This is a genomic window from Microbacterium salsuginis, assembly GCF_012524205.1.
In the GTDB taxonomy this organism is placed as follows: Bacteria; Actinomycetota; Actinomycetes; order Actinomycetales; family Microbacteriaceae; genus Microbacterium; species Microbacterium salsuginis.
Genome location: NZ_JABACI010000001.1, coordinates 362,108 through 379,317 on the forward strand (window position 1 = coordinate 362,108; position 17,210 = coordinate 379,317).

A 17,210-nucleotide genomic window follows, 5' to 3' on the forward strand; every position below is an offset into this window, starting at 1 on the left:
CGTTATGGCTGACGGCCCCCTCATCGTCCAGAGCGATCGCACCGTGCTGCTCGAAGTCGCACACCCCGACGCTGAGAGCGCCCGGCACGAACTGGCGATCTTCGCCGAGCTCGAGCGCGCGCCCGAGCACATCCACACCTACCGCATCACTCGGCTGGGCCTGTGGAACGCCCGCGCCGCCGGACACGACGCCGAGGACATGCTCGCCACCCTCGAGCGGTGGTCCCGCTTCCCCGTTCCGCCGTCGGTGTCGATCGACATCGCCGAGACCGTCGGCCGTTACGGCCGCCTCGTCATCGACCGCAACCGCGTCGAGGACGGCGGCGAGGGCGAGCTGATCCTGAAATCGACGGATGCCGCGGTGCTGGCCGAGGTCTCGAAGAACAAGCGCATCCAGCCCCTGCTGATCGGCCACCCGTCGCCCGACACCTTCGTGGTCGACGCGTGGGCGCGCGGCCACATCAAGCAGGAGCTGCTCAAGATCGGCTGGCCGGCCGAAGACCTCGCGGGCTACACACCCGGCACGCCGCACCCGATCGATCTCGCCGACGAGGGCGAGGGTGCCGAATGGACCCTGCGCCCCTATCAGCGACAGGCCGTCGACATCTTCACCGAGGGCGGCTCGGGTGTCGTCGTGCTGCCGTGCGGCGCCGGCAAGACGCTCGTGGGAGCGGCGGCAATGGCCGAGACCAAGACGACCACCCTCATCCTCGTGACCAACACGGTGAGCGCGCGGCAGTGGCGCGACGAGCTGCTGCGGCGCACTTCGCTGACGCCCGAGGAGATCGGCGAGTACTCCGGGCAGGCGAAGGAGATCAAGCCGGTCACCATCGCGACGTACCAGATCCTCACCGCCAAGCGGAAGGGCGAGTACGCGCATCTCGCGCTGCTCGACGCCCTCGACTGGGGCCTCATCGTCTACGACGAGGTGCATCTGCTCCCCGCGCCCGTGTTCAAGCTGACCGCCGACCTGCAGGCGCGTCGCCGGCTGGGCCTGACCGCGACTCTCGTGCGCGAGGACGGCCGGGAGGGGGACGTGTTCAGCCTCATCGGCCCCAAGCGCTTCGACGCACCCTGGAAGGAGATCGAGGCGCAGGGCTTCATCTCGCCCGCCGTCTGCTACGAGGTGCGCGTGGATCTGCCCACCGGCGACCGGCTCGAGTACGCCGCGGCGGCCGACGACGAGCGCTACCGGCTCGCCGCGACCGCGCAGGCCAAGATCGGGGTCGTCCGTCAGCTCGTGGAGCGCCACGAGGGTGAGCGCATCCTCATCATCGGGCAGTACCTCGACCAGATCGACGTCCTGGCCGAGGCGCTGAACGCTCCCAAGATCACGGGCCAGACGCCGGTGGACGAACGGGAGGAGCTGTACCAGGCGTTCCGCGTGGGCGAGATCTCGGTGCTCGTGGTGTCGAAGGTCGCGAACTTCTCGATCGATCTGCCCGAGGCATCCGTCGCCATCCAGGTCTCGGGTTCGTTCGGCTCGCGGCAGGAAGAGGCGCAGCGGCTGGGACGCCTGCTGCGCCCGAAGAAGTCCGGCAACACCGCCAGCTTCTACACGCTCATCGCCCGCGACACGGTGGATCAGGACTTCGCACAGAACCGCCAGCGGTTCCTCGCCGAGCAGGGCTACGCGTACACCATCCTGGACGCCCACTCGCTCGCCGCCTGAGCACTGGTGGATGTCGCAGGCGGCGAGTAGACCGGTGGCATGCCGGAGAACAATCGCATCGACCTCGTCGAGCTGCCTGCCGCCGACCCCGCCGCGCTGAGTGCTGCGCGCACCTTCTACGAATCCGCGTTCGGCTGGAGCTTCGTCTCCTACGGCGACGCCTACGTCGACACCCCCGACAGCGGTGTCACGCTCGGCGTCAACGGCTCTGCCGACGCAACCCAGCAGCGGGCACCGCTGACGGTGCTGTACGTCGCCGACCTCGAAGCAGCGAGGGCGGCGGTGACGGATGCCGGTGGCGTGATCCATCACGACATCTATTCGTTCCCCGGCGGACGGCGCTTCCACTTCGTGGATCCCGCCGGCAACGAGCTCGCGGCGTGGTCGGACGGTCCGGCGGCTTCGCACGCCGAATCCGCCTGAACGGGCGAGCTCAGTCCCGGGCGGCTCCGCGTCACCCTGCCCGGCGGAACCAGTCGAGCGCAAGCTCGGCGACAGCCGTGGGGGCGTCCTCCGGGATGAAGTGCGAGGCCTTCTCGACGAACGCGAACTCGGCGCGCGCCGCACGACGCTCGTGGTTGCGGCTGATCGTGCGCACGACATCCTCCGAGAACGTCGAATCCTCCCGCCCGAAGACGAAGAGGGTCGGCGGCTGGAGCCGCACCCGCTTGAAGTCGCCGCGCATCAGCTGCATGGAGACCGGAACGACCATGCCGCGGTACATCCTGTGCACGGACGCGAGCACCTCGGGACGCTGCTCAGGAGCGAGGTACGCGGCCGTCTCGTCTTCCGTGAAGGGCCGATACTGGTAGGCCGGGTTGAACAGATAGCCGACAGATGCCGGCGGCCGGTGCAGGAGCAGCTTCGGCAGATGGCGGAAAGCCGGGATCAGCCTCGGGCTGAACTCCATGAACCCTGGTGGGACGGCGAGCTGCACCACGGCACGAACCCGGTGGGGCCGGCCATACGACAGCTGCATCGCCGAGATCGCACCCATGTCGTGCGCGATCACGTGTGCGCGCTCGATGCCCATCCCGTCGAGGACGGCGAGCACGTCGCTCAGCTGCGTCTCGCGGTGGAAGGCGGGATCGTCGGACTCGGTCCAGCCGGACCCTCTCAGATCGGGGCAGATCGCGCGGTAGCCGTGCTCGGCCAGCAACGGGGCGATCGCATGCCATTGCCACCAGTGACCGGGAAAGCCGTGCAGCAGAAGGACCGGCTCGCCCGCGCCCATGGTGGCGACGTGACGGCGGACTCCGGGAGTCTCGACCACGAGATGCTCGAAGCCGGGGGCTTCCGGAAGAGGCGGCGACCAGGCCTTCGCGGTCGGGTCCAAACGGGGTGTCGACGCGTCCATGTTCGCGATGCTACTACGATCATAGTGCTCTGTCACTACGACCATAGTCTGACTGTTAGGCTCGCCCCGTGACGCCGATCCGCGAACGTGCCCTCGAAGCCGCGACCGAGCTCGTCGGGACGCAGGGCATCCGGGCCCTCACCCACTCCCGCGTCGACGCCCATGCTGGGCTCCCTCGCGGCTCCACGTCGAACCACTTCCGCACGCGTGCCGCCCTGCTCTCGGGCGTCACGCAGTGGATCGCCGAACAGGAGACGCGCGACCTCGGCGCGGTGCTCACGCGGCAGTTCGACGACCTCGAGGGCTTCATCGACGTCTTCAGCGCGGCGATCGAGCTGCTGACCGGGCCCTTCGCCGTGCGCACCCGCGCGCGCTACGCGCTCTTCCTCGAAGCGGCATCCGACCCCGAGCTGTTCGCGCCGCTGCATGCCCAGCGCGAAGGCATGGCCGCGTGGTCGCGGAGCCTGCTCGTCAGCCTCGGGGCGAAGCATCCCGATACCGCCCTTCGCGCCTTCATGGCGTTCGGCGACGGCATCGTCCTGCACCGGCTGAGCGTCGACCCCGATGCGCCGGTGCGCGAGAGTGTCGCCGTCGCCGTGCGCGGCTGCCTCGCGGCCTGACAGGGGCCTCCCCCTCCACCCGACCCCCTCTGCGAAAACACCAGCCGGTAACGCGACACGCCGACTCTGGCCGGACTCGGCCGGCGTGTCGCCGTCACCGACTGGTGTTTCGGCAGGCGGATCAGTCCACGACGTAGCGAAGGAGCGCGAAGCCCTCGTCGTCGGTGACCACGCCGGCGAGGGCGAACCGGCGGTCCGACTCGCGCGCGCCCTGCACGATCCGGCCGGCGGCTCCACCGACGAATCGGGGCGCCAGTGTGACGCACACCTCGTCGACGAGACCGGCGTCCAGCAGCGAGCCGAACAGGTGCGGTCCGCCCTCGCACAGCACCTGCGTCCACCCCCGCGCGGCGAAGGCCTCCAGCATCGCCGCGAGGTCGACGGGCCCGTCCGCGCCCGCGGTCACGACATCGGCGACGGCGGCGAAGGACTGGCCGCGCGCGCGGGCCGAGGCATCCGTCGTCACCACCACCGGCCGGGCCACCGCGTCGGCGAAGACGGAGTCGCCGGGCTCGAGCCGCAGCCCGCCGCTCACGATGGCGAGAGCGGGCTGATCGCGGAGCCCGTACTCGCGGCGCCACGCGACGTCCTCGTCGCCCACGCGGATGTCGCCGTAGCCTTCGGCGCGGACGGTGCCGGCGCCCACCAGCACGACGTCGGCCATCGTGCGCAGCACCTGCATCGCGGAGCGGTCGGTGTCGCCCCCGAGCCCACCGCTGCGCCCCCGGATCGTCACCGCCCCGTCGGCGCTCTCGACGAAGTTCATCCGCACGCGAGTGCGTTCGCGGTCAGGCAGCGCATAGGCGGCGAACAGCTCGTCGCGACTGGGCATCAGGCGTTCCCCTCGGGGAGGGCGTTGTGCCGTTCGTAGGCCGGCTCGCGCCAGCCGAGGATCGCCTCGACCATGCGCATGGCGTCGACGGTCTCGCGCACGTTATGGGCGCGCACGATGCGGGCACCCTGAAGCACGCAGAAGACGGCGGCGGCGAGCGATCCGGCCACGCGGTCGTCCCGTTCGCGGTCCAGGCTCTCGCCGACGAAGTCCTTGTTCGACAGCGCCACCAGCAGCGGCGAGCCCAGCCCGTTCAGCTCCCCCAGCCGACGCGTGAGCTCCAGCGTCTGCCGGGTGCTCTTGTTGAGGTCATGCCCGGGATCGAGGACGATGCGCGAATCGGGCACGCCGTGCTCCCGCGCCACATCGCGGCGATGCTCGAGGAAGGCAGCGACGTCCTCCACCACATCGTCGTATTGCGGGAGCGGATGCTGGGTGCGCGGCTCGGCGAGACTGTGGGCGATCACCACCCCCGCGCCGCCGCCAGCGACGACCTCCGCCATGCGAGGATCGCGCAGCCCCGTGGTGTCGTTCACCATCGCGGCGCCGGCCTCGATCGCGGCGCGCGCCACTTCGGGCTGGAACGTGTCGACGCTCACGCGCACGAACGGGGCCAGCTCACGCACCACCGGAACGACACGGGCGATCTCGTCGTGGACGGGCACCGGCGGTCCGGGGGCGAACTTCACACCGCCGACGTCGACGATCTCGGCGCCCGCCTCGGCGGCGGCCAGTCCGGCGGCGACCGCCGCATCGAGCGCGAAGGTGGCGCCACGGTCGTAGAACGAGTCCGGGGTGCGGTTCACGATCGCCATCACCGCGAGATGACGAGTGAGGTCCAGGGCGCCACCCGGCAGATCCAGCAGCAGCGGCGTCTCATCCGGCGCCGATCCTCTCGACGTCTGCGACCTCGCGGATGTCGCGACCAGCCCTCCCGCCGTCACGGGAGCAGACTCTCCAACGGCACGTCAGCATCGGCGAGCCGGTCGGCCCCCACCCGCGCGCCGGAGCGGATGAGCTCCTGCACCGTCTCGTTGACGTCCCACACGTTGACGTTCATACCTGCCACGACGCGATCATGGTCGACCCAGAACGCGATGAACTCGCGAGCATCGAGGTCACCGCGCACGACGACGTCGGCGTCCGCCATCAGCGGGGCGTAGCCCGACAGCTCCATGCCCAGATCGTACTGATCGGTATAGAAATAGGGGATGTCGTCGAACGAGGCGGGCATGCCCAGCATCGACCTCGCGGCGACCTTGCCGGCACCGAGCGCGTTCGCCCAGTGCTCGCTGCGCAGGTGACGCTGCAGCACCGGGTGGAAGGCGTTCGCCACGTCACCGGCGGCGAAGACATCGGGCGCGCTCGTGCGCAGCCCGGAGTCGGTCAGCACGCCGTTGAGGATCCGCAGGCCCGCCTGCTCGGCGAGCGCGGTATCGGGGGCCGCGCCCACGCCGATCAGCACGAGGTCGGCGGGGAATGTCTCGCCACCGGCGACCACACCATCCGCCTGCTGCGTCCCAGTGATCCGCTCGATGCCGATCGACGTGCGCAGATCCACCCCGTGGTCGCGGTGCAGCGAGGCGAACACCGCGCCCATATCCGGTCCGAGCGCCGCGGCGAGCGGGACCGGATCGCGCTCGAGCACCGTCACCTCGTTGCCGAACTCCCGCGCAGTCGCGGCGACCTCCATGCCGATCCACCCCGCCCCGATGACGACCAGACGGCGGCCGCCCTCGCTGAGTGCGGCACGAAGCGCCTCGGACTGATCCAGTCGTCTCAGCATGACGACGCCGTCCAGGCCGGCGCCAGGCAGCGGCAGCGACCGTGGCTGCGCGCCGGTCGCGAGCAGCACGGCATCGTAGGTCACGTCGCTTCCGTCCGAGAGCGTCGCGCGCCGCGCCGACGCGTCGAGCGCGGTCACCGACGTCGACGTGCGCAACGCGATGCCGTGCTCGTCGTACCAGTGCGGCTCGTGCAGGATCGCGGCATCCGTCCCTTCCTTGCCTGCGAGGAATCCCTTCGACAGCGGCGGGCGCTGGTAGGGCGGGTAGGGCTCGGCGGCGACGACGGTGATATCGCCGTCGTGCCCGTTCTCTCGCAGCGCCTCGGCTGCGGTGCCGCCGGCGAGACCGCCCCCGATGATCAGCATGTGCGTCATGACGACTCCTCTCGAGTGGAACGTGGCTCAGGTCGAAGACGCCGCGGGCGCGAAGCGCGCCTGCGCCGCGGGATCGCCCGCGAACTCGCCGCGGAACGCCGTCGTGACGGTGGTGGCGCCTTCGGAGCGGATGCCACGCACCGACATGCACAGATGCTCGGCCTCGATCACGACGCCGACCGCGCGTGGCGCGAGCGTCGACTCGAGCGTGCGGGCGATCTGTGCCGTGAGCGACTCCTGCACCTGCAGGCCGCGCGCGTGGTAGTCGACGACACGCGCGAGCTTGGACAGCCCGACCAGCCGGGCACCGGGAAGATACCCGACCGTCGCCGTGCCCCGGAACGGCAGCAGGTGGTGCCGGCAGAGCGAAGCGAACGAGATGCCGCGGACCAGCACGGGTTCGTCGTAGCCGTCGTCGTTCGGAAAGGTCGTCATCTCGAACGGCACCGGGGTGAGCATCTCGATGAAGCCGTCGGCCACGCGGCGCGGCGTGTCGGCGAGGTCTTCATCGTCGAGGTCTCGGCCCAGGGCGATCAGCAGATCGGCCACAGCGTTCATCGCGCGCTCGCGGTCGAACGGTGCGTCGTCGGGCACCGCATGAAGCGGTGCTGCCCCGGCAGTGATCGTCATCGCATCCCCCTTCGTCCTGGCCCTGACGCTAGATCTGATCCACTCTTTTGTCAACATGTTTGTTTTTAGAGTTAGACTCGCCTCGTGAGCGCATTGGTTCCCCAAGGCGCCGGCGCGATGGCCGCGCTGGCAGACCCGGTCCGTCGTGAGCTGTACCGCCTCGCCGCCGACCACGCCATCGGCCGGGACGAGGCCGCCGAGGCTCTCGGCATCCCCCGCACCACCGCGGCCTTCCACCTGGATCGGCTGGCGGATGCCGGACTGCTCGCCGTCTCGTACGAACGCCGCAGCGGGCGCACCGGACCAGGCGCCGGCCGGCCCGCCAAGCTCTATCTCGCGACTCAGACCGAGCTCGCGCTCACCGTTCCGGAACGTCACTACGAACTCGTCGGCGACGTCCTCGCCGCCGCCGCAGACCGCGCCGATGCCCACGGTGTGCCCATCCGCGACGCGTTGGCCGCCGAGGCCTTCGCGGCGGGCTCGGCGATCGGCGCCACCCGGCCCGACCTCGAGTCGGCGCTCACCGCGTGCGGCTACGAGCCCAGAGACGTGGGGACCGGCGACCTCGTGCTGGAGAACTGCCCGTTCCACGCCCTGGCCAGCCGCCACACGTCTCTCATCTGCGGTGCCAACGTCGAACTCGTGGGAGGCCTTGCGGCCGCGACGGGCGATGAGCGCACCGCCGTTCTCGCCCCTGCGGCGGGCCGCTGCTGCGTCGAAGTGCGCTCCGCGTCCTCCTGACGATTTGCCTCCCGTGTCGCCGATATCCAGCGAGCCCGGCGGTTACGCCGACATAATGGGCCCATGACCGCACCGCGCATCCTCGTCGTGGACGACGAACCGAACATCCGCGATCTGCTGATCACCAGCCTGCGATTCGCCGGGTTCCAGGTCCGGGCCGTCTCCAACGGAGCCCAGACGATCTCGGCCGTGCTGGAGGAGGAGCCGGATCTCATCATCCTCGACGTCATGCTCCCCGACATGAACGGGTTCAGCGTCACCAAGCGCCTGCGGGGGGCCGGCTACACCGCCCCCATCCTCTTCCTCACCGCCAAGGATGAGACAGAGGACAAGATCGCCGGGCTCAACGCAGGCGGCGACGACTACGTCACCAAGCCGTTCAGCCTCGACGAGATCGTCGCGCGCATCCAGGCGATCCTGCGGCGCACCATGCAGGCCGACGAGGAGTCGGTGATCCGCGCCGGCGAACTGACGATGGACCAGGACACCCACGACGTCCAGGTGGGCGAGGTCTCGATCGACCTCAGCCCCACCGAGTTCAAGCTGCTGCGCTACCTGATGCTCAACCCGAACCGCGTGCTGTCGAAGGCGCAGATCCTCGACCATGTGTGGGAGTACGACTTCAACGGCGACGCCGGCATCGTCGAGAGCTACATCTCATACCTGCGTCGCAAGATCGACCCGCACTCGACCGAGCCGCTCATCCAGACCAAGCGCGGCTTCGGCTACATGCTGAAGGCCGGCAAGACCGCCTGACCCGGCGGCGTTCGAAGGGGGCGACCTGGCGCACAAGCCCGACGTGGTCACCCGGTGGTGGCGCGGCACGAGCCTGCGCGCGAAGGTCACCGGGGTCACTGTCGTGCTCCTGGCCGTCGGGCTGTTCGCGGCAGGGATCGGGACGCTGGCGTTTCTCCGCAACACGCTCATCACGAATCTCGATGCTCAGCTGGTCGCCTACGCGCGCACAGACGTGACCAGTCCGCTGTTCGAGATCGAGGTCAAGGACGGCGTGGCCGACATCGACCGCAACCGCACTGCCGCCCCCACACAGTACTTCGTGGCGGTGTACGGCCCTGACGGTACCCTGCTCGGGACGGCGGGGGGCGGAGGGCAGGATCCTCCAGCTTTCCCCGAGACGTTCACCGTCGAACAGACGGTGACGAAGGGTCTCGAGCCGTTCCCGTTGGAGAGCAGCGAAGGCGGAGCACCGTTCCACGCCAGCGTGAATCTGCTCGAGCTCGAGGACGCCCGCGACAACTACACGCAGATGGTCGCCCTTCCGGTGGCGCCGATCAATCAGGTGGTGGCCTCCTACATCGGCATCTACAGCATCCTTGCGATTCTCATCCTGCTGGTCGGTGCCTTCGCGACCAGGTTCCTGGTCACACTGACCTTCCGCAGTCTCGGCCAGGTGGAATCCACTGCGGACGCGATCGCCGCCGGTGACTTCAGCCAGCGCATGACCGACATCGAGCCGACCACCACCGAGGTGGGCCGCCTCAAGACCGCGATCAACGCGATGCTCAACCACGTGGACGCCGCGATCTCGCAGCGCGACGCGACCGTGCGACAGATGCGCCGTTTCATCGGCGACGCCAGCCACGAACTGCGCACTCCCCTCGTGACAGTTCGCGGGTACGCCGAGCTGTACCGGATGGGCGCCGTGCGCGGCGACGAGGACGTCGCACAGTCGATGGATCGCATCGAGAAGGAAGCCATCCGCATGGGTCTCCTCGTCGAGGACCTGCTCGCGCTGGCCCGCCTGGACGAGAAGCGCGACGTCGTCATCGCCCCCGTCGACCTTCGCCCGATCGCCCGGGACGCCGCGCTCGACGTGCGCGCCGCCTCGCCGATGCGCCCCGTCGCGGTCATCGACACGACCGACGGCGAGGCTCTGCCCGCGGCACCGATCGGCGTCGACGAGCCCGAAGTGAAGCGCCGCACCGGATCCACCTCGGCCATCGCCCGTGCCGGGGCGACCCTGTCGCTGCTTCGCCGCCGACCCAAGCCCCTTCCGGCTGCGGAGGCCAACGGAGTGAGCGCAGACACCCTGCCCACCGTGCTGCCGACGCTGCACGGCGGACCGGCTGCGGCACCGCTGCAGCCCATCGTGCTGGGCGACGAGAACCGCATCCGTCAGATCGTCACGAATCTGCTCGGCAACGCCCGCCGGTTCACGGCGGACGACTCGCCGATCGAGCTGCGGGTCGGCGTCGATCACACCTCCCGCATGGGATGGGTCGAAGTCGTCGACCACGGCGAGGGCGTGCCCGATCAGATCAAGGAGAAGATCTTCCAGCGCTTCTGGCGGGCCGACACATCACGCACGCGAGAGACCGGCGGATCCGGGCTCGGCCTGTCGATCGTCGCGTCCATCGTGGAAGCGCTGCACGGCTCGGTCGACGTCGTCGACACGCCGGGGGGCGGCGCGACCTTCCGCGTGTCGTTCCCCCTGGCCGACCCTCGGGACGCTGCGGAGCACCTCGACATCCAGACGCAGCCACTCGCCCGTCCCCGGCCCGCAGATCCCGGCATCCCGGACTGAGACCGGCTCCTCCCCAAGCACCCGCTCCGCGGGCCTCTCCACAGCTTCGCCGCACCGGCGACGATGCGCCGCTCGCGGCTCCTAGCGTGGCAGGCGAAGGAGGCGCGGCATCCGTCCCGCCCTTCGAAGGGAGCATCATGGCCGTCTTCTCCGTCGACAGCGACGCCGTCCTCGCCGGCACCGCGACCGTGCGCGGCACGATCGAGCGGCTGCAGGCCGAGTCCAACGCGATGATGGCGCAACTCACCCAGCTGCAGTCGTCGTGGACGGGCTCGGCGTCGATCGCCTTCCACGGCGTCGTCGACCAGTGGCGCGCCACGCAGCGCCAGGTCGAGGAGTCGCTCACCGGCATCAGCGCCGCACTGGCGGCAGCAGGCCGTCAGTACGCCGACACCGAGCTGTCGACGACGAGCCTCTTCCGCTGACATCGCGCAACGACGATGGGCCCCTCCCGAAGGAGGGGCCCATCGTTATGACGCTAGACGCGAGGCGGCTTCTGGATCAGAAGTCCATGCCACCGGTCGGGTCGCCACCGGCCGGAGCCGCAGCCTTCTCGGGCTTGTCGGCGACGACGGCCTCGGTCGTGAGGAACAGCGCGGCGATCGACGCGGCGTTCTGCAGGGCCGAGCGGGTCACCTTGGCCGGGTCGATGATGCCCTGTGCGAACAGGTCACCGTACTCGCCGGTCGCGGCGTTGAGACCGAAGCCCGGCTCGAGCTCGGCGACCTTGTTCGCGACGACACCCGGCTCGAGACCGGCGTTCAGCGCGATCTGCTTGAGCGGCGCCTCGATCGCGACGCGAACGATGTTCGCACCGGTCGCCTCGTCGCCCGTGAGCTCGAGGCCCTCGAACGCGACCTTGCCGGCCTGGATGAGCGCGACGCCGCCACCGGGGACGATGCCCTCCTCGACGGCCGCCTTCGCGTTGCGAACGGCGTCCTCGATGCGGTGCTTGCGCTCCTTGAGCTCGACCTCGGTCGCCGCACCCGCCTTGATGACGGCCACGCCGCCGGCGAGCTTGGCGAGGCGCTCCTGGAGCTTCTCGCGGTCGTAGTCGCTGTCGGTGTTGTCGATCTCGCGACGGATCTGGGTCACGCGACCCTCGATGGCAGCGGCGTCGCCGGCACCCTCGACGATCGTGGTCTCGTCCTTGGTGACGATGACCTTGCGCGCACGGCCGAGCAGGTCGAGGGTGGCGTTCTCGAGCTTGAGACCGACCTCCTCGGTGATGACCTGGCCACCCGTGAGGATCGCGATGTCCTGCAGCTGCGCCTTGCGGCGGTCACCGAAGCCGGGAGCCTTGACGGCGACCGACTTGAAGATGCCGCGGATCTTGTTCAGCACCAGGGTCGCGAGCGCTTCGCCCTCGACGTCCTCGGCGATGATGACGAGCTCCTTGCCGTCCTGGATCACCTTGTCGACGATGGGCAGAAGGTCCTTGATGTTCGAGATCTTCTGGTTCGCGATGAGGATGTAGGCGTCCTCGAAGACCGCCTCCTGGCGCTCCGGGTCGGTGACGAAGTAAGGGTTGATGTAGCCCTTGTCGAAGCGCATGCCCTCGGTGAGCTCGAGCTCGGTGCCGAAGGTCTGCGACTCCTCGACGGTGACGACGCCCTCCTTGCCCACCTTGTCGATGGCCTCGGCGATGAGCGCGCCGATCTCGGGGTCAGCGGCCGAGATCGAGGCGGTCGCAGCGATCTGCTCCTTGGACTCGACCTCCTTGGCGCTGGACAGAAGCTCGGCGGTGATGGCCGCGACGGCCTTCTCGATGCCCTTCTTGAGCGAGATGGGGTCGGCGCCGGCCGCGACGTTGCGCAGGCCCTCGCGCACGAGCGCCTGGGCGAGCACGGTCGCGGTGGTGGTGCCGTCACCGGCGACGTCGTCGGTCTTCTTGGCGACCTCCTTGACGAGCTCCGCGCCGATCTTCTCGTACGGGTCGTCGAGCTCGATCTCCTTGGCGATCGAGACGCCGTCGTTCGTGATCGTGGGGGCGCCCCACTTCTTCTCAAGCACGACGTTGCGACCGCGCGGGCCGAGCGTCACCTTGACGGCGTCGGCCAGGATGTTGAGGCCGCGCTCGAGGCCACGGCGGGCCTCCTCGTCGAAAGCGATGATCTTTGCCATGTGTGTGTCGTCCCTCCGGAACGTAGGCTTTGGGTATTAGCACTCCACAATCACGAGTGCTAAATCATTCTGGCACTCGCACCTATCGAGTGCAAGCTGCCGGACCGGTTCCGAAACGCGAAGAAACGGGATGCCTCGCGGCATCCCGTTTCGTGTGATCGAGGCTGGGCGGGGTCAGGCGACGACGCGGACCGCCTCGGCCTGGGGGCCCTTCTGACCGCTGCCGACGGTGAACTCGACCGTCTGACCCTCTTCGAGGACGCGGAATCCGGTCATGTCGATGTTCGAGTAGTGGACGAAGACGTCCTGGCCGTCGGCGACGGTGATGAAGCCGAATCCCTTCTCGGCGTTGAACCATTTGACGGTGCCCTGGGTCATGCGAAATCTCCTGTTGCCGGCGGTACTGGGCTTCATCGTATGCATCCACGACAGCGCCGCCGCCCCGGATCGTCACTTGTTGACATGAGCGAACGCAACTGTTTACCGGCTCGAAACACACTCCGCCATGAGTGGCGCAGGCGAGGGGCTCAGGGGGTAGGCGTGGGCGCGCCGGCCGCGGTGCGGTCCAGGCCGATGACCACCGTGAGCTGCTTCATCGCGGGGTCGGCCGGCGGGTAGGCATCGCTCTGCTCGATGTTGGCCCCGCCGATGACATCGGCCAGTCCCGCGGCCGCGGCCTCGTCCTCGGGGTTGACGTAGAAGACGGTGGTCTCGGGGAAGTCCTCCGATCCCGCGCCGCCTGCCAGGACGTCGCCATCGGCCCATCCGGCGGTGACGATCACGTCCTTCATCTGCGTCGCGAGGCCCTGCTCGGGCGTCGCGTTGAGGATCTGCACCTTGTAGCTGACGTCGACGACCGGCGTGACCTCGGGCTCGGGCTGGACCGTCGGCGTCGGCTCGGGGAAGAGCTCGATGCGACCCGAGGCCAGCAGCGTGCCGAAGATCCCGACCGCGATGAGCACGACGGTCGCCAGTGCGGCCCAGAGCAGCACGACCCATCCGCGCATGCGAGGATTCTCGGCTCGATGGGCGCCGACCCGGTCCGTCTCGGGAAGATCGTCGAAGCGATCCCGGGGGAAGGTCGATCTCGGCACCCGTCGATGCTACCCGCCGAACCGGTGAGGACCGTGCGCGACGGTCCGTTCAGCGCATGTCGGCTGCGCGCCCGATGTGCGCGGCCGTGCGCGCGTCGCGCAGTCTGCGCAGCCGCTTGACGAGCATCGGGTCATGCTCCTGCGCCTCGGCCGTGTCGATCAGGCGGCCCAGGAGCTGGTAATAGCGTGCCGGTGAGAGACCGAGCTCCGCCCGGATCGCCTCTTCCTTCGCACCCGCATGACGGCGCCATTCGGCCTCGAAGTCGAGGATGGCGCGATCGCGATCGGTCAGGGGCACGCTGCCACGCTAGCCCGCGGCATCCGTTCCTCCTGCGCGCCACTCCACGAAAGCGCCGAGAGGGTCCACCGCCGCGAGCGGCGCGCCGTCGCGACCGAGCACGAACCCGCCCCATGTCGCAGAATCCACCGGCGGTCGCCACGCGTCGTGCAGTCCCGGCGGGTCGATCGAGATCCAGACGGCGCCCATCGCCCGTACCGCCGCGATCAGCCGGTCGCGACCTGCCCGCGGGATGTGCGGCAGCACGCCGGGTGTCGTGACGACCAGTGTGGCGTCGCCGGGCGCATCGGCCGCGAGCGCGGCGAGCGCAGCGGGTTCGGTCGCATCGGCGGCGACGAGCCGTGGCGGATCCGCGGCGGCGATGTCGAGCGCGGCGCGGATCCGATCGACGCGACCCTGCTCCCCCGGCCAGACGAGACTCGTGAGGAATCGCCGATCGTCGACCGCGGCGGCGTCGAGAGGAGCCACGTCGATCCCGGCGCGCCAGACCACGTGCGGCATGTGCAACGGGGGTGTGCCGGCGAAGTCGCATTCGAGCACGACCGGTGCCGGCCCGTCATGCGGGTCGAGACTGACGACGCGCCCCGATCCGCGGTCACGGTAGCGGTACGAGTAGCGGTCGGGATACAGGCAGAGCCCCGCACTCGCACCGATCTCGAGCAGCGCGACCGGTCCCTCGACGCCGGCGAGAACCGGCAGCAGGGCGGCGCAGCGCTGCGGCTCGTTCGTCTGAAGTCGGCGGCGGGATGCCTCGGCCACCAGCTCGTCGGCATGCGCGGCGACCCACTGCGCCCACGCCGGGTAGCTCCGTTCGGGCGCACCCAGCATGCGGCTCACCGCGAAGACGAGCGGAGGCTGGCGACTCGTGGCCGGGACCCTTGCCAGGATGGCGGCAGCGTCGGAGTCGGCGGCGACGCCGGCCGCCCACTCGGCGTACAGCTCCGAGCGCCCGGGAGCCTCATCCCGGGCGAACCGGGCGTACCGCTCCATGACCGCAGCCGTGACCGCAGCGGACTCGGCTGCGGCGGCGGCTGCGGCATCCGTTCCCACGCAGTCATCCTCTCTCACGGCCGGCTTCGCGGCGAACGCCCAGTCGCGACGGAGCGAGCCCGTCGCGGCTGAGGTTGAATGGAAGCATCCGGATGCACCGAGGAGGGCCCATGACGTACGCCGTCGACAAGAGCGATGAGCAGTGGCGCAGCGAACTGACGCCCGAGCAGTACGCGGTGCTGCGAGAGGCGGGCACCGAGCGCCCATGGACGGGCGAGCTGCTCGATGAGGAACGCGCCGGCCTGTACACCTGCGCGGCGTGCGGCGCCGAACTGTTCCGCAGCGGCACGAAGTTCGACTCGCACTGCGGGTGGCCGAGCTTCTACGAGTCGATCCGGCCCGAGGCGGTAGAGCTCATCGAAGACAACAGCCACGGCATGGTGCGCACCGAGGTGCGGTGCGCGAACTGCGGCTCGCATCTGGGCCACGTGTTCCCGGACGGGTTCGGCACGCCGACCGGCGACCGGTACTGCATGAACTCGATCTCGCTCAACTTCTCCCCCGGCGCCGCGGAGTGACCGCCCCGTCGCCCCATCCGGGCTCCTCGGAGCCGTCGAACGGAGTCTCCGTGCGGGTTGCCCCCGCGCTCGAGGCGATGAGAGCGCGGCGCTCGTGGTCGAAGGTCACCGACGACGCACCCACCCACGCGGAGCTGCTGCGGCTCGTCTCGGTGGCCGGACGCGTCGCCGATCACTCGTCGCTGCAGCCCTGGCGCCTGATCGAGCTGCGCGGCACCGACCGCGAGCGGCTCGGCCGAGCGATCAGCAAGGCTGAGGGCGACAAGGGATCCTCGACCAAGCCGTTGCGCGCCCCTCTCCTGATCGCCATCGTCGCGAGCTACCGCAAGAGCGACAAGGTGCCGCGCTGGGAGCAGGAGGCCGTGGCCTCAGGCGTCGCACACGCACTGAGCCTGCTGCTGGACGAAGCCGGATGGGGCGTCATCTGGCGCACCGGCCACTACACCCGGTCCAAGGCCGTCGCGAAGGCGCACGGCCTGAAGAAGGACGAGGAGCTGCTGGGGTGGCTGTACGTGGGCGGCAAGCCCCCACGCAGCGGGGCGGGGCGACGCAAAGCCGTCGACGCCCGCAAACTGCTGACGCGGATGCCGAAACCCGCGAAGGACTGAGGCTCAGGGCCTGCGCCACCGCCGCCACGGAACGGCGGCGACCACGACCGAAACGAGAGCCACGACGACCATCGCGAGCGCCTGCATGAGACCGGGACCCGCCGGAGCGGGCCAGACGACGTCGAGGACCAGCGAGGTCACGAGCTGCCCGACGACGGTGCCGAGTCCCAGCAGCAGCACGCCGGTGTGCTGCACCACGACCGCGCCCACCGCGATGTAGACCACGCCGATGACGCCGCCGGCGTACAGCCACGGGTCGGCCGGGAACGGGGCCGGTGGCCCGGTCACTGCGACGTGCACGACTGTCCCCAGTGCCAGCAGCAACGTGCCGCCGGTGAAGTTCACGAGCGTCGCGATGAGCGGCGTGCCGACGCGCTGCCGCAGGCGCCCGTTCGTCGCCTGCTGCCACGCGATGCCGGCGCCGGCGAGCACGGGCAGCAGTGCCATCCAGATCGGGATGCCGGCCAGTCCGTCGCCGGCCAGCGCGATGCTGACCGCGATCAGCGCCAGCGCACCGCCGACGAGCCGCGGCACCGTCACCGCCACCACGCCGGCCGGGCCGAATCCGGCGCGGTCCAGCAGCAGCCCGCTGACGGTCTGCCCCGCCACCACTCCGACGGTGAACAGCGAGACGCCGATGATGCCCACCGCGAGACCCTGTGTCGCGACCGTGAGGGCCCCGGCCGCGCCGCCTGCCAGCATCCACCAGGGAATGCCGCGGGTGCGCACGCCTGCGATCAGTCTGCCGAATCCGGCCCTGCCCGACGGCAGCAGGCCCGACAGCGCGATCAGCACCACCAACCCGGACCCGAACGACACCAGCGCCGCCACGAAGCCGTCTTCGAGCCGCACCCCGAGCTGACCGTTGATGCGCGCCTGGACCGCCGTCATGACGCCGATGCCCGCGGCTGCGGCCAGCGCCAGCCAGGCGGGCATTCGGCGAGCGGTCACTCGTCCCAT

Annotated in this window: 20 protein-coding genes; 9 read left to right on the plus strand and 11 right to left on the minus strand. The window is 69.8% G+C overall.

The window, feature by feature from the left end; translation table 11 throughout:
• Positions 1 to 4: 4 nt before the first annotated feature.
• Together HF576_RS01645 and HF576_RS01650 are read left to right on the plus strand one after the other, a co-directional pair.
• A complete protein-coding gene (locus HF576_RS01645; RefSeq protein WP_168911041.1) occupies positions 5 to 1,672 on the plus strand; it encodes a DNA repair helicase XPB in 1,668 nt (555 codons plus the stop codon).
• Positions 1,673 to 1,711: 39 nt separating this feature from the next.
• Complete coding sequence (locus HF576_RS01650; protein ID WP_168911042.1) at positions 1,712 to 2,095, plus strand: VOC family protein; 384 nt, start codon at positions 1,712 to 1,714, stop codon at positions 2,093 to 2,095.
• 31 nt (positions 2,096 to 2,126) lie between these two features.
• Here HF576_RS01650 and HF576_RS01655 read toward each other — a convergent pair whose 3' ends face one another.
• Positions 2,127 to 3,029 carry an alpha/beta fold hydrolase gene (locus HF576_RS01655; RefSeq protein ID WP_168911043.1) on the minus strand — a complete coding sequence of 301 codons (903 nt, stop codon included), beginning with the start codon at positions 3,027 to 3,029 and terminating at the stop codon, positions 2,127 to 2,129.
• A gap of 68 nt (positions 3,030 to 3,097) precedes the next feature.
• Between HF576_RS01655 and HF576_RS20205 the strand changes: the two genes are divergently transcribed.
• A complete protein-coding gene (locus tag HF576_RS20205; protein WP_168911044.1) occupies positions 3,098 to 3,649 on the plus strand; it encodes a TetR family transcriptional regulator in 552 nt (183 codons plus the stop codon).
• A 121-nt stretch (positions 3,650 to 3,770) separates the two neighbouring features.
• Here HF576_RS20205 and HF576_RS01665 read toward each other — a convergent pair whose 3' ends face one another.
• The 4 genes from HF576_RS01665 to folE form a co-directional block, all read right to left on the minus strand.
• Positions 3,771 to 4,481, minus strand: coding sequence for a pyrimidine reductase family protein (locus HF576_RS01665; protein ID WP_168911045.1), 711 nt, complete (start codon positions 4,479 to 4,481; stop codon positions 3,771 to 3,773).
• Positions 4,481 to 5,296 (minus strand): dihydropteroate synthase, encoded by an 816-nt coding sequence (gene folP, locus HF576_RS01670; RefSeq protein WP_168912024.1) that lies wholly within the window; start codon positions 5,294 to 5,296, stop codon positions 4,481 to 4,483. The genes HF576_RS01665 and folP overlap by 1 nt, the downstream gene beginning before the upstream one ends.
• Before the next feature lie 125 nt (positions 5,297 to 5,421).
• Positions 5,422 to 6,642 carry an NAD(P)/FAD-dependent oxidoreductase gene (locus HF576_RS01675; RefSeq protein ID WP_168911046.1) on the minus strand — a complete coding sequence of 407 codons (1,221 nt, stop codon included), beginning with the start codon at positions 6,640 to 6,642 and terminating at the stop codon, positions 5,422 to 5,424.
• A 27-nt stretch (positions 6,643 to 6,669) separates the two neighbouring features.
• Positions 6,670 to 7,272, minus strand: a complete 603-nt coding sequence (gene folE / locus HF576_RS01680; protein WP_168911047.1) for a GTP cyclohydrolase I — start codon at positions 7,270 to 7,272, stop codon at positions 6,670 to 6,672.
• Positions 7,273 to 7,356: 84 nt separating this feature from the next.
• Between folE and HF576_RS01685 the strand changes: the two genes are divergently transcribed.
• The 4 genes from HF576_RS01685 (at position 7,357) to HF576_RS01700 (ending at position 10,983) form a co-directional block, all read left to right on the plus strand.
• Positions 7,357 to 8,013, plus strand: a complete 657-nt coding sequence (locus HF576_RS01685) for a helix-turn-helix transcriptional regulator (protein WP_343234144.1) — start codon at positions 7,357 to 7,359, stop codon at positions 8,011 to 8,013.
• A gap of 63 nt (positions 8,014 to 8,076) precedes the next feature.
• Positions 8,077 to 8,769 carry a response regulator transcription factor gene (locus HF576_RS01690; protein WP_168911048.1) on the plus strand — a complete coding sequence of 231 codons (693 nt, stop codon included), beginning with the start codon at positions 8,077 to 8,079 and terminating at the stop codon, positions 8,767 to 8,769.
• Between the two features lie 43 nt (positions 8,770 to 8,812).
• Positions 8,813 to 10,558 (plus strand): sensor histidine kinase, encoded by a 1,746-nt coding sequence (locus HF576_RS01695; protein WP_343234145.1) that lies wholly within the window; start codon positions 8,813 to 8,815, stop codon positions 10,556 to 10,558.
• A gap of 137 nt (positions 10,559 to 10,695) precedes the next feature.
• The gene (locus HF576_RS01700) at positions 10,696 to 10,983 is read left to right on the plus strand and encodes a WXG100 family type VII secretion target (protein WP_168912027.1); all 288 of its coding nucleotides are present in this window, start codon (positions 10,696 to 10,698) and stop codon (positions 10,981 to 10,983) included.
• A gap of 76 nt (positions 10,984 to 11,059) precedes the next feature.
• Here HF576_RS01700 and groL read toward each other — a convergent pair whose 3' ends face one another.
• The 5 genes from groL to HF576_RS01725 form a co-directional block, all read right to left on the minus strand.
• Positions 11,060 to 12,682, minus strand: coding sequence for a chaperonin GroEL (groL, locus tag HF576_RS01705; RefSeq protein WP_168911049.1), 1,623 nt, complete (start codon positions 12,680 to 12,682; stop codon positions 11,060 to 11,062).
• Positions 12,683 to 12,856: 174 nt separating this feature from the next.
• Complete coding sequence (locus tag HF576_RS01710; RefSeq protein WP_168911050.1) at positions 12,857 to 13,060, minus strand: cold-shock protein; 204 nt, start codon at positions 13,058 to 13,060, stop codon at positions 12,857 to 12,859.
• A gap of 149 nt (positions 13,061 to 13,209) precedes the next feature.
• The gene (locus tag HF576_RS01715) at positions 13,210 to 13,776 is read right to left on the minus strand and encodes a LytR C-terminal domain-containing protein (RefSeq protein WP_168911051.1); all 567 of its coding nucleotides are present in this window, start codon (positions 13,774 to 13,776) and stop codon (positions 13,210 to 13,212) included.
• Positions 13,777 to 13,825: 49 nt separating this feature from the next.
• On the minus strand, positions 13,826 to 14,074 hold the full coding sequence (locus HF576_RS01720; protein WP_168911052.1) for a DUF3263 domain-containing protein: 249 nt from the start codon (positions 14,072 to 14,074) through the stop codon (positions 13,826 to 13,828).
• A gap of 9 nt (positions 14,075 to 14,083) precedes the next feature.
• A complete protein-coding gene (locus HF576_RS01725) occupies positions 14,084 to 15,124 on the minus strand; it encodes a DUF2332 family protein (protein WP_343234146.1) in 1,041 nt (346 codons plus the stop codon).
• 110 nt (positions 15,125 to 15,234) lie between these two features.
• Here HF576_RS01725 and msrB point away from each other — a divergent pair, with 110 nt between their 5' ends.
• Positions 15,235 to 15,642, plus strand: a complete 408-nt coding sequence (gene msrB, locus HF576_RS01730) for a peptide-methionine (R)-S-oxide reductase MsrB (protein WP_168911053.1) — start codon at positions 15,235 to 15,237, stop codon at positions 15,640 to 15,642.
• Between the two features lie 77 nt (positions 15,643 to 15,719).
• Positions 15,720 to 16,250, plus strand: coding sequence for a nitroreductase family protein (locus HF576_RS01735; RefSeq protein ID WP_168912029.1), 531 nt, complete (start codon positions 15,720 to 15,722; stop codon positions 16,248 to 16,250).
• A gap of 3 nt (positions 16,251 to 16,253) precedes the next feature.
• Here HF576_RS01735 and HF576_RS01740 read toward each other — a convergent pair whose 3' ends face one another.
• Positions 16,254 to 17,186, minus strand: coding sequence for a DMT family transporter (locus tag HF576_RS01740; RefSeq protein WP_240948688.1), 933 nt, complete (start codon positions 17,184 to 17,186; stop codon positions 16,254 to 16,256).
• Positions 17,187 to 17,210: the final 24 nt, after the last annotated feature.

Coding starts and splice junctions, on each gene's coding strand:
- msrB (WP_168911053.1), top strand. CDS start 15,235: ATGACGTACGCCGTCGACAAGAGCGATGAGCAGTGGCGCAGCGAACTG.
- HF576_RS01710 (WP_168911050.1), bottom strand. CDS start 13,060: ATGACCCAGGGCACCGTCAAATGGTTCAACGCCGAGAAGGGATTCGGC.
- HF576_RS01665 (WP_168911045.1), bottom strand. CDS start 4,481: ATGCCCAGTCGCGACGAGCTGTTCGCCGCCTATGCGCTGCCTGACCGC.
- folP (WP_168912024.1), bottom strand. CDS start 5,296: ATGGCGATCGTGAACCGCACCCCGGACTCGTTCTACGACCGTGGCGCC.
- HF576_RS01655 (WP_168911043.1), bottom strand. CDS start 3,029: ATGGACGCGTCGACACCCCGTTTGGACCCGACCGCGAAGGCCTGGTCG.
- HF576_RS01650 (WP_168911042.1), top strand. CDS start 1,712: ATGCCGGAGAACAATCGCATCGACCTCGTCGAGCTGCCTGCCGCCGAC.
- folE (WP_168911047.1), bottom strand. CDS start 7,272: ATGACGATCACTGCCGGGGCAGCACCGCTTCATGCGGTGCCCGACGAC.
- HF576_RS01735 (WP_168912029.1), top strand. CDS start 15,720: ATGAGAGCGCGGCGCTCGTGGTCGAAGGTCACCGACGACGCACCCACC.
- HF576_RS01740 (WP_240948688.1), bottom strand. CDS start 17,186: ATGCCCGCCTGGCTGGCGCTGGCCGCAGCCGCGGGCATCGGCGTCATG.
- HF576_RS01645 (WP_168911041.1), top strand. CDS start 5: ATGGCTGACGGCCCCCTCATCGTCCAGAGCGATCGCACCGTGCTGCTC.
- groL (WP_168911049.1), bottom strand. CDS start 12,682: ATGGCAAAGATCATCGCTTTCGACGAGGAGGCCCGCCGTGGCCTCGAG.
- HF576_RS01675 (WP_168911046.1), bottom strand. CDS start 6,642: ATGACGCACATGCTGATCATCGGGGGCGGTCTCGCCGGCGGCACCGCA.
- HF576_RS01690 (WP_168911048.1), top strand. CDS start 8,077: ATGACCGCACCGCGCATCCTCGTCGTGGACGACGAACCGAACATCCGC.
- HF576_RS01700 (WP_168912027.1), top strand. CDS start 10,696: ATGGCCGTCTTCTCCGTCGACAGCGACGCCGTCCTCGCCGGCACCGCG.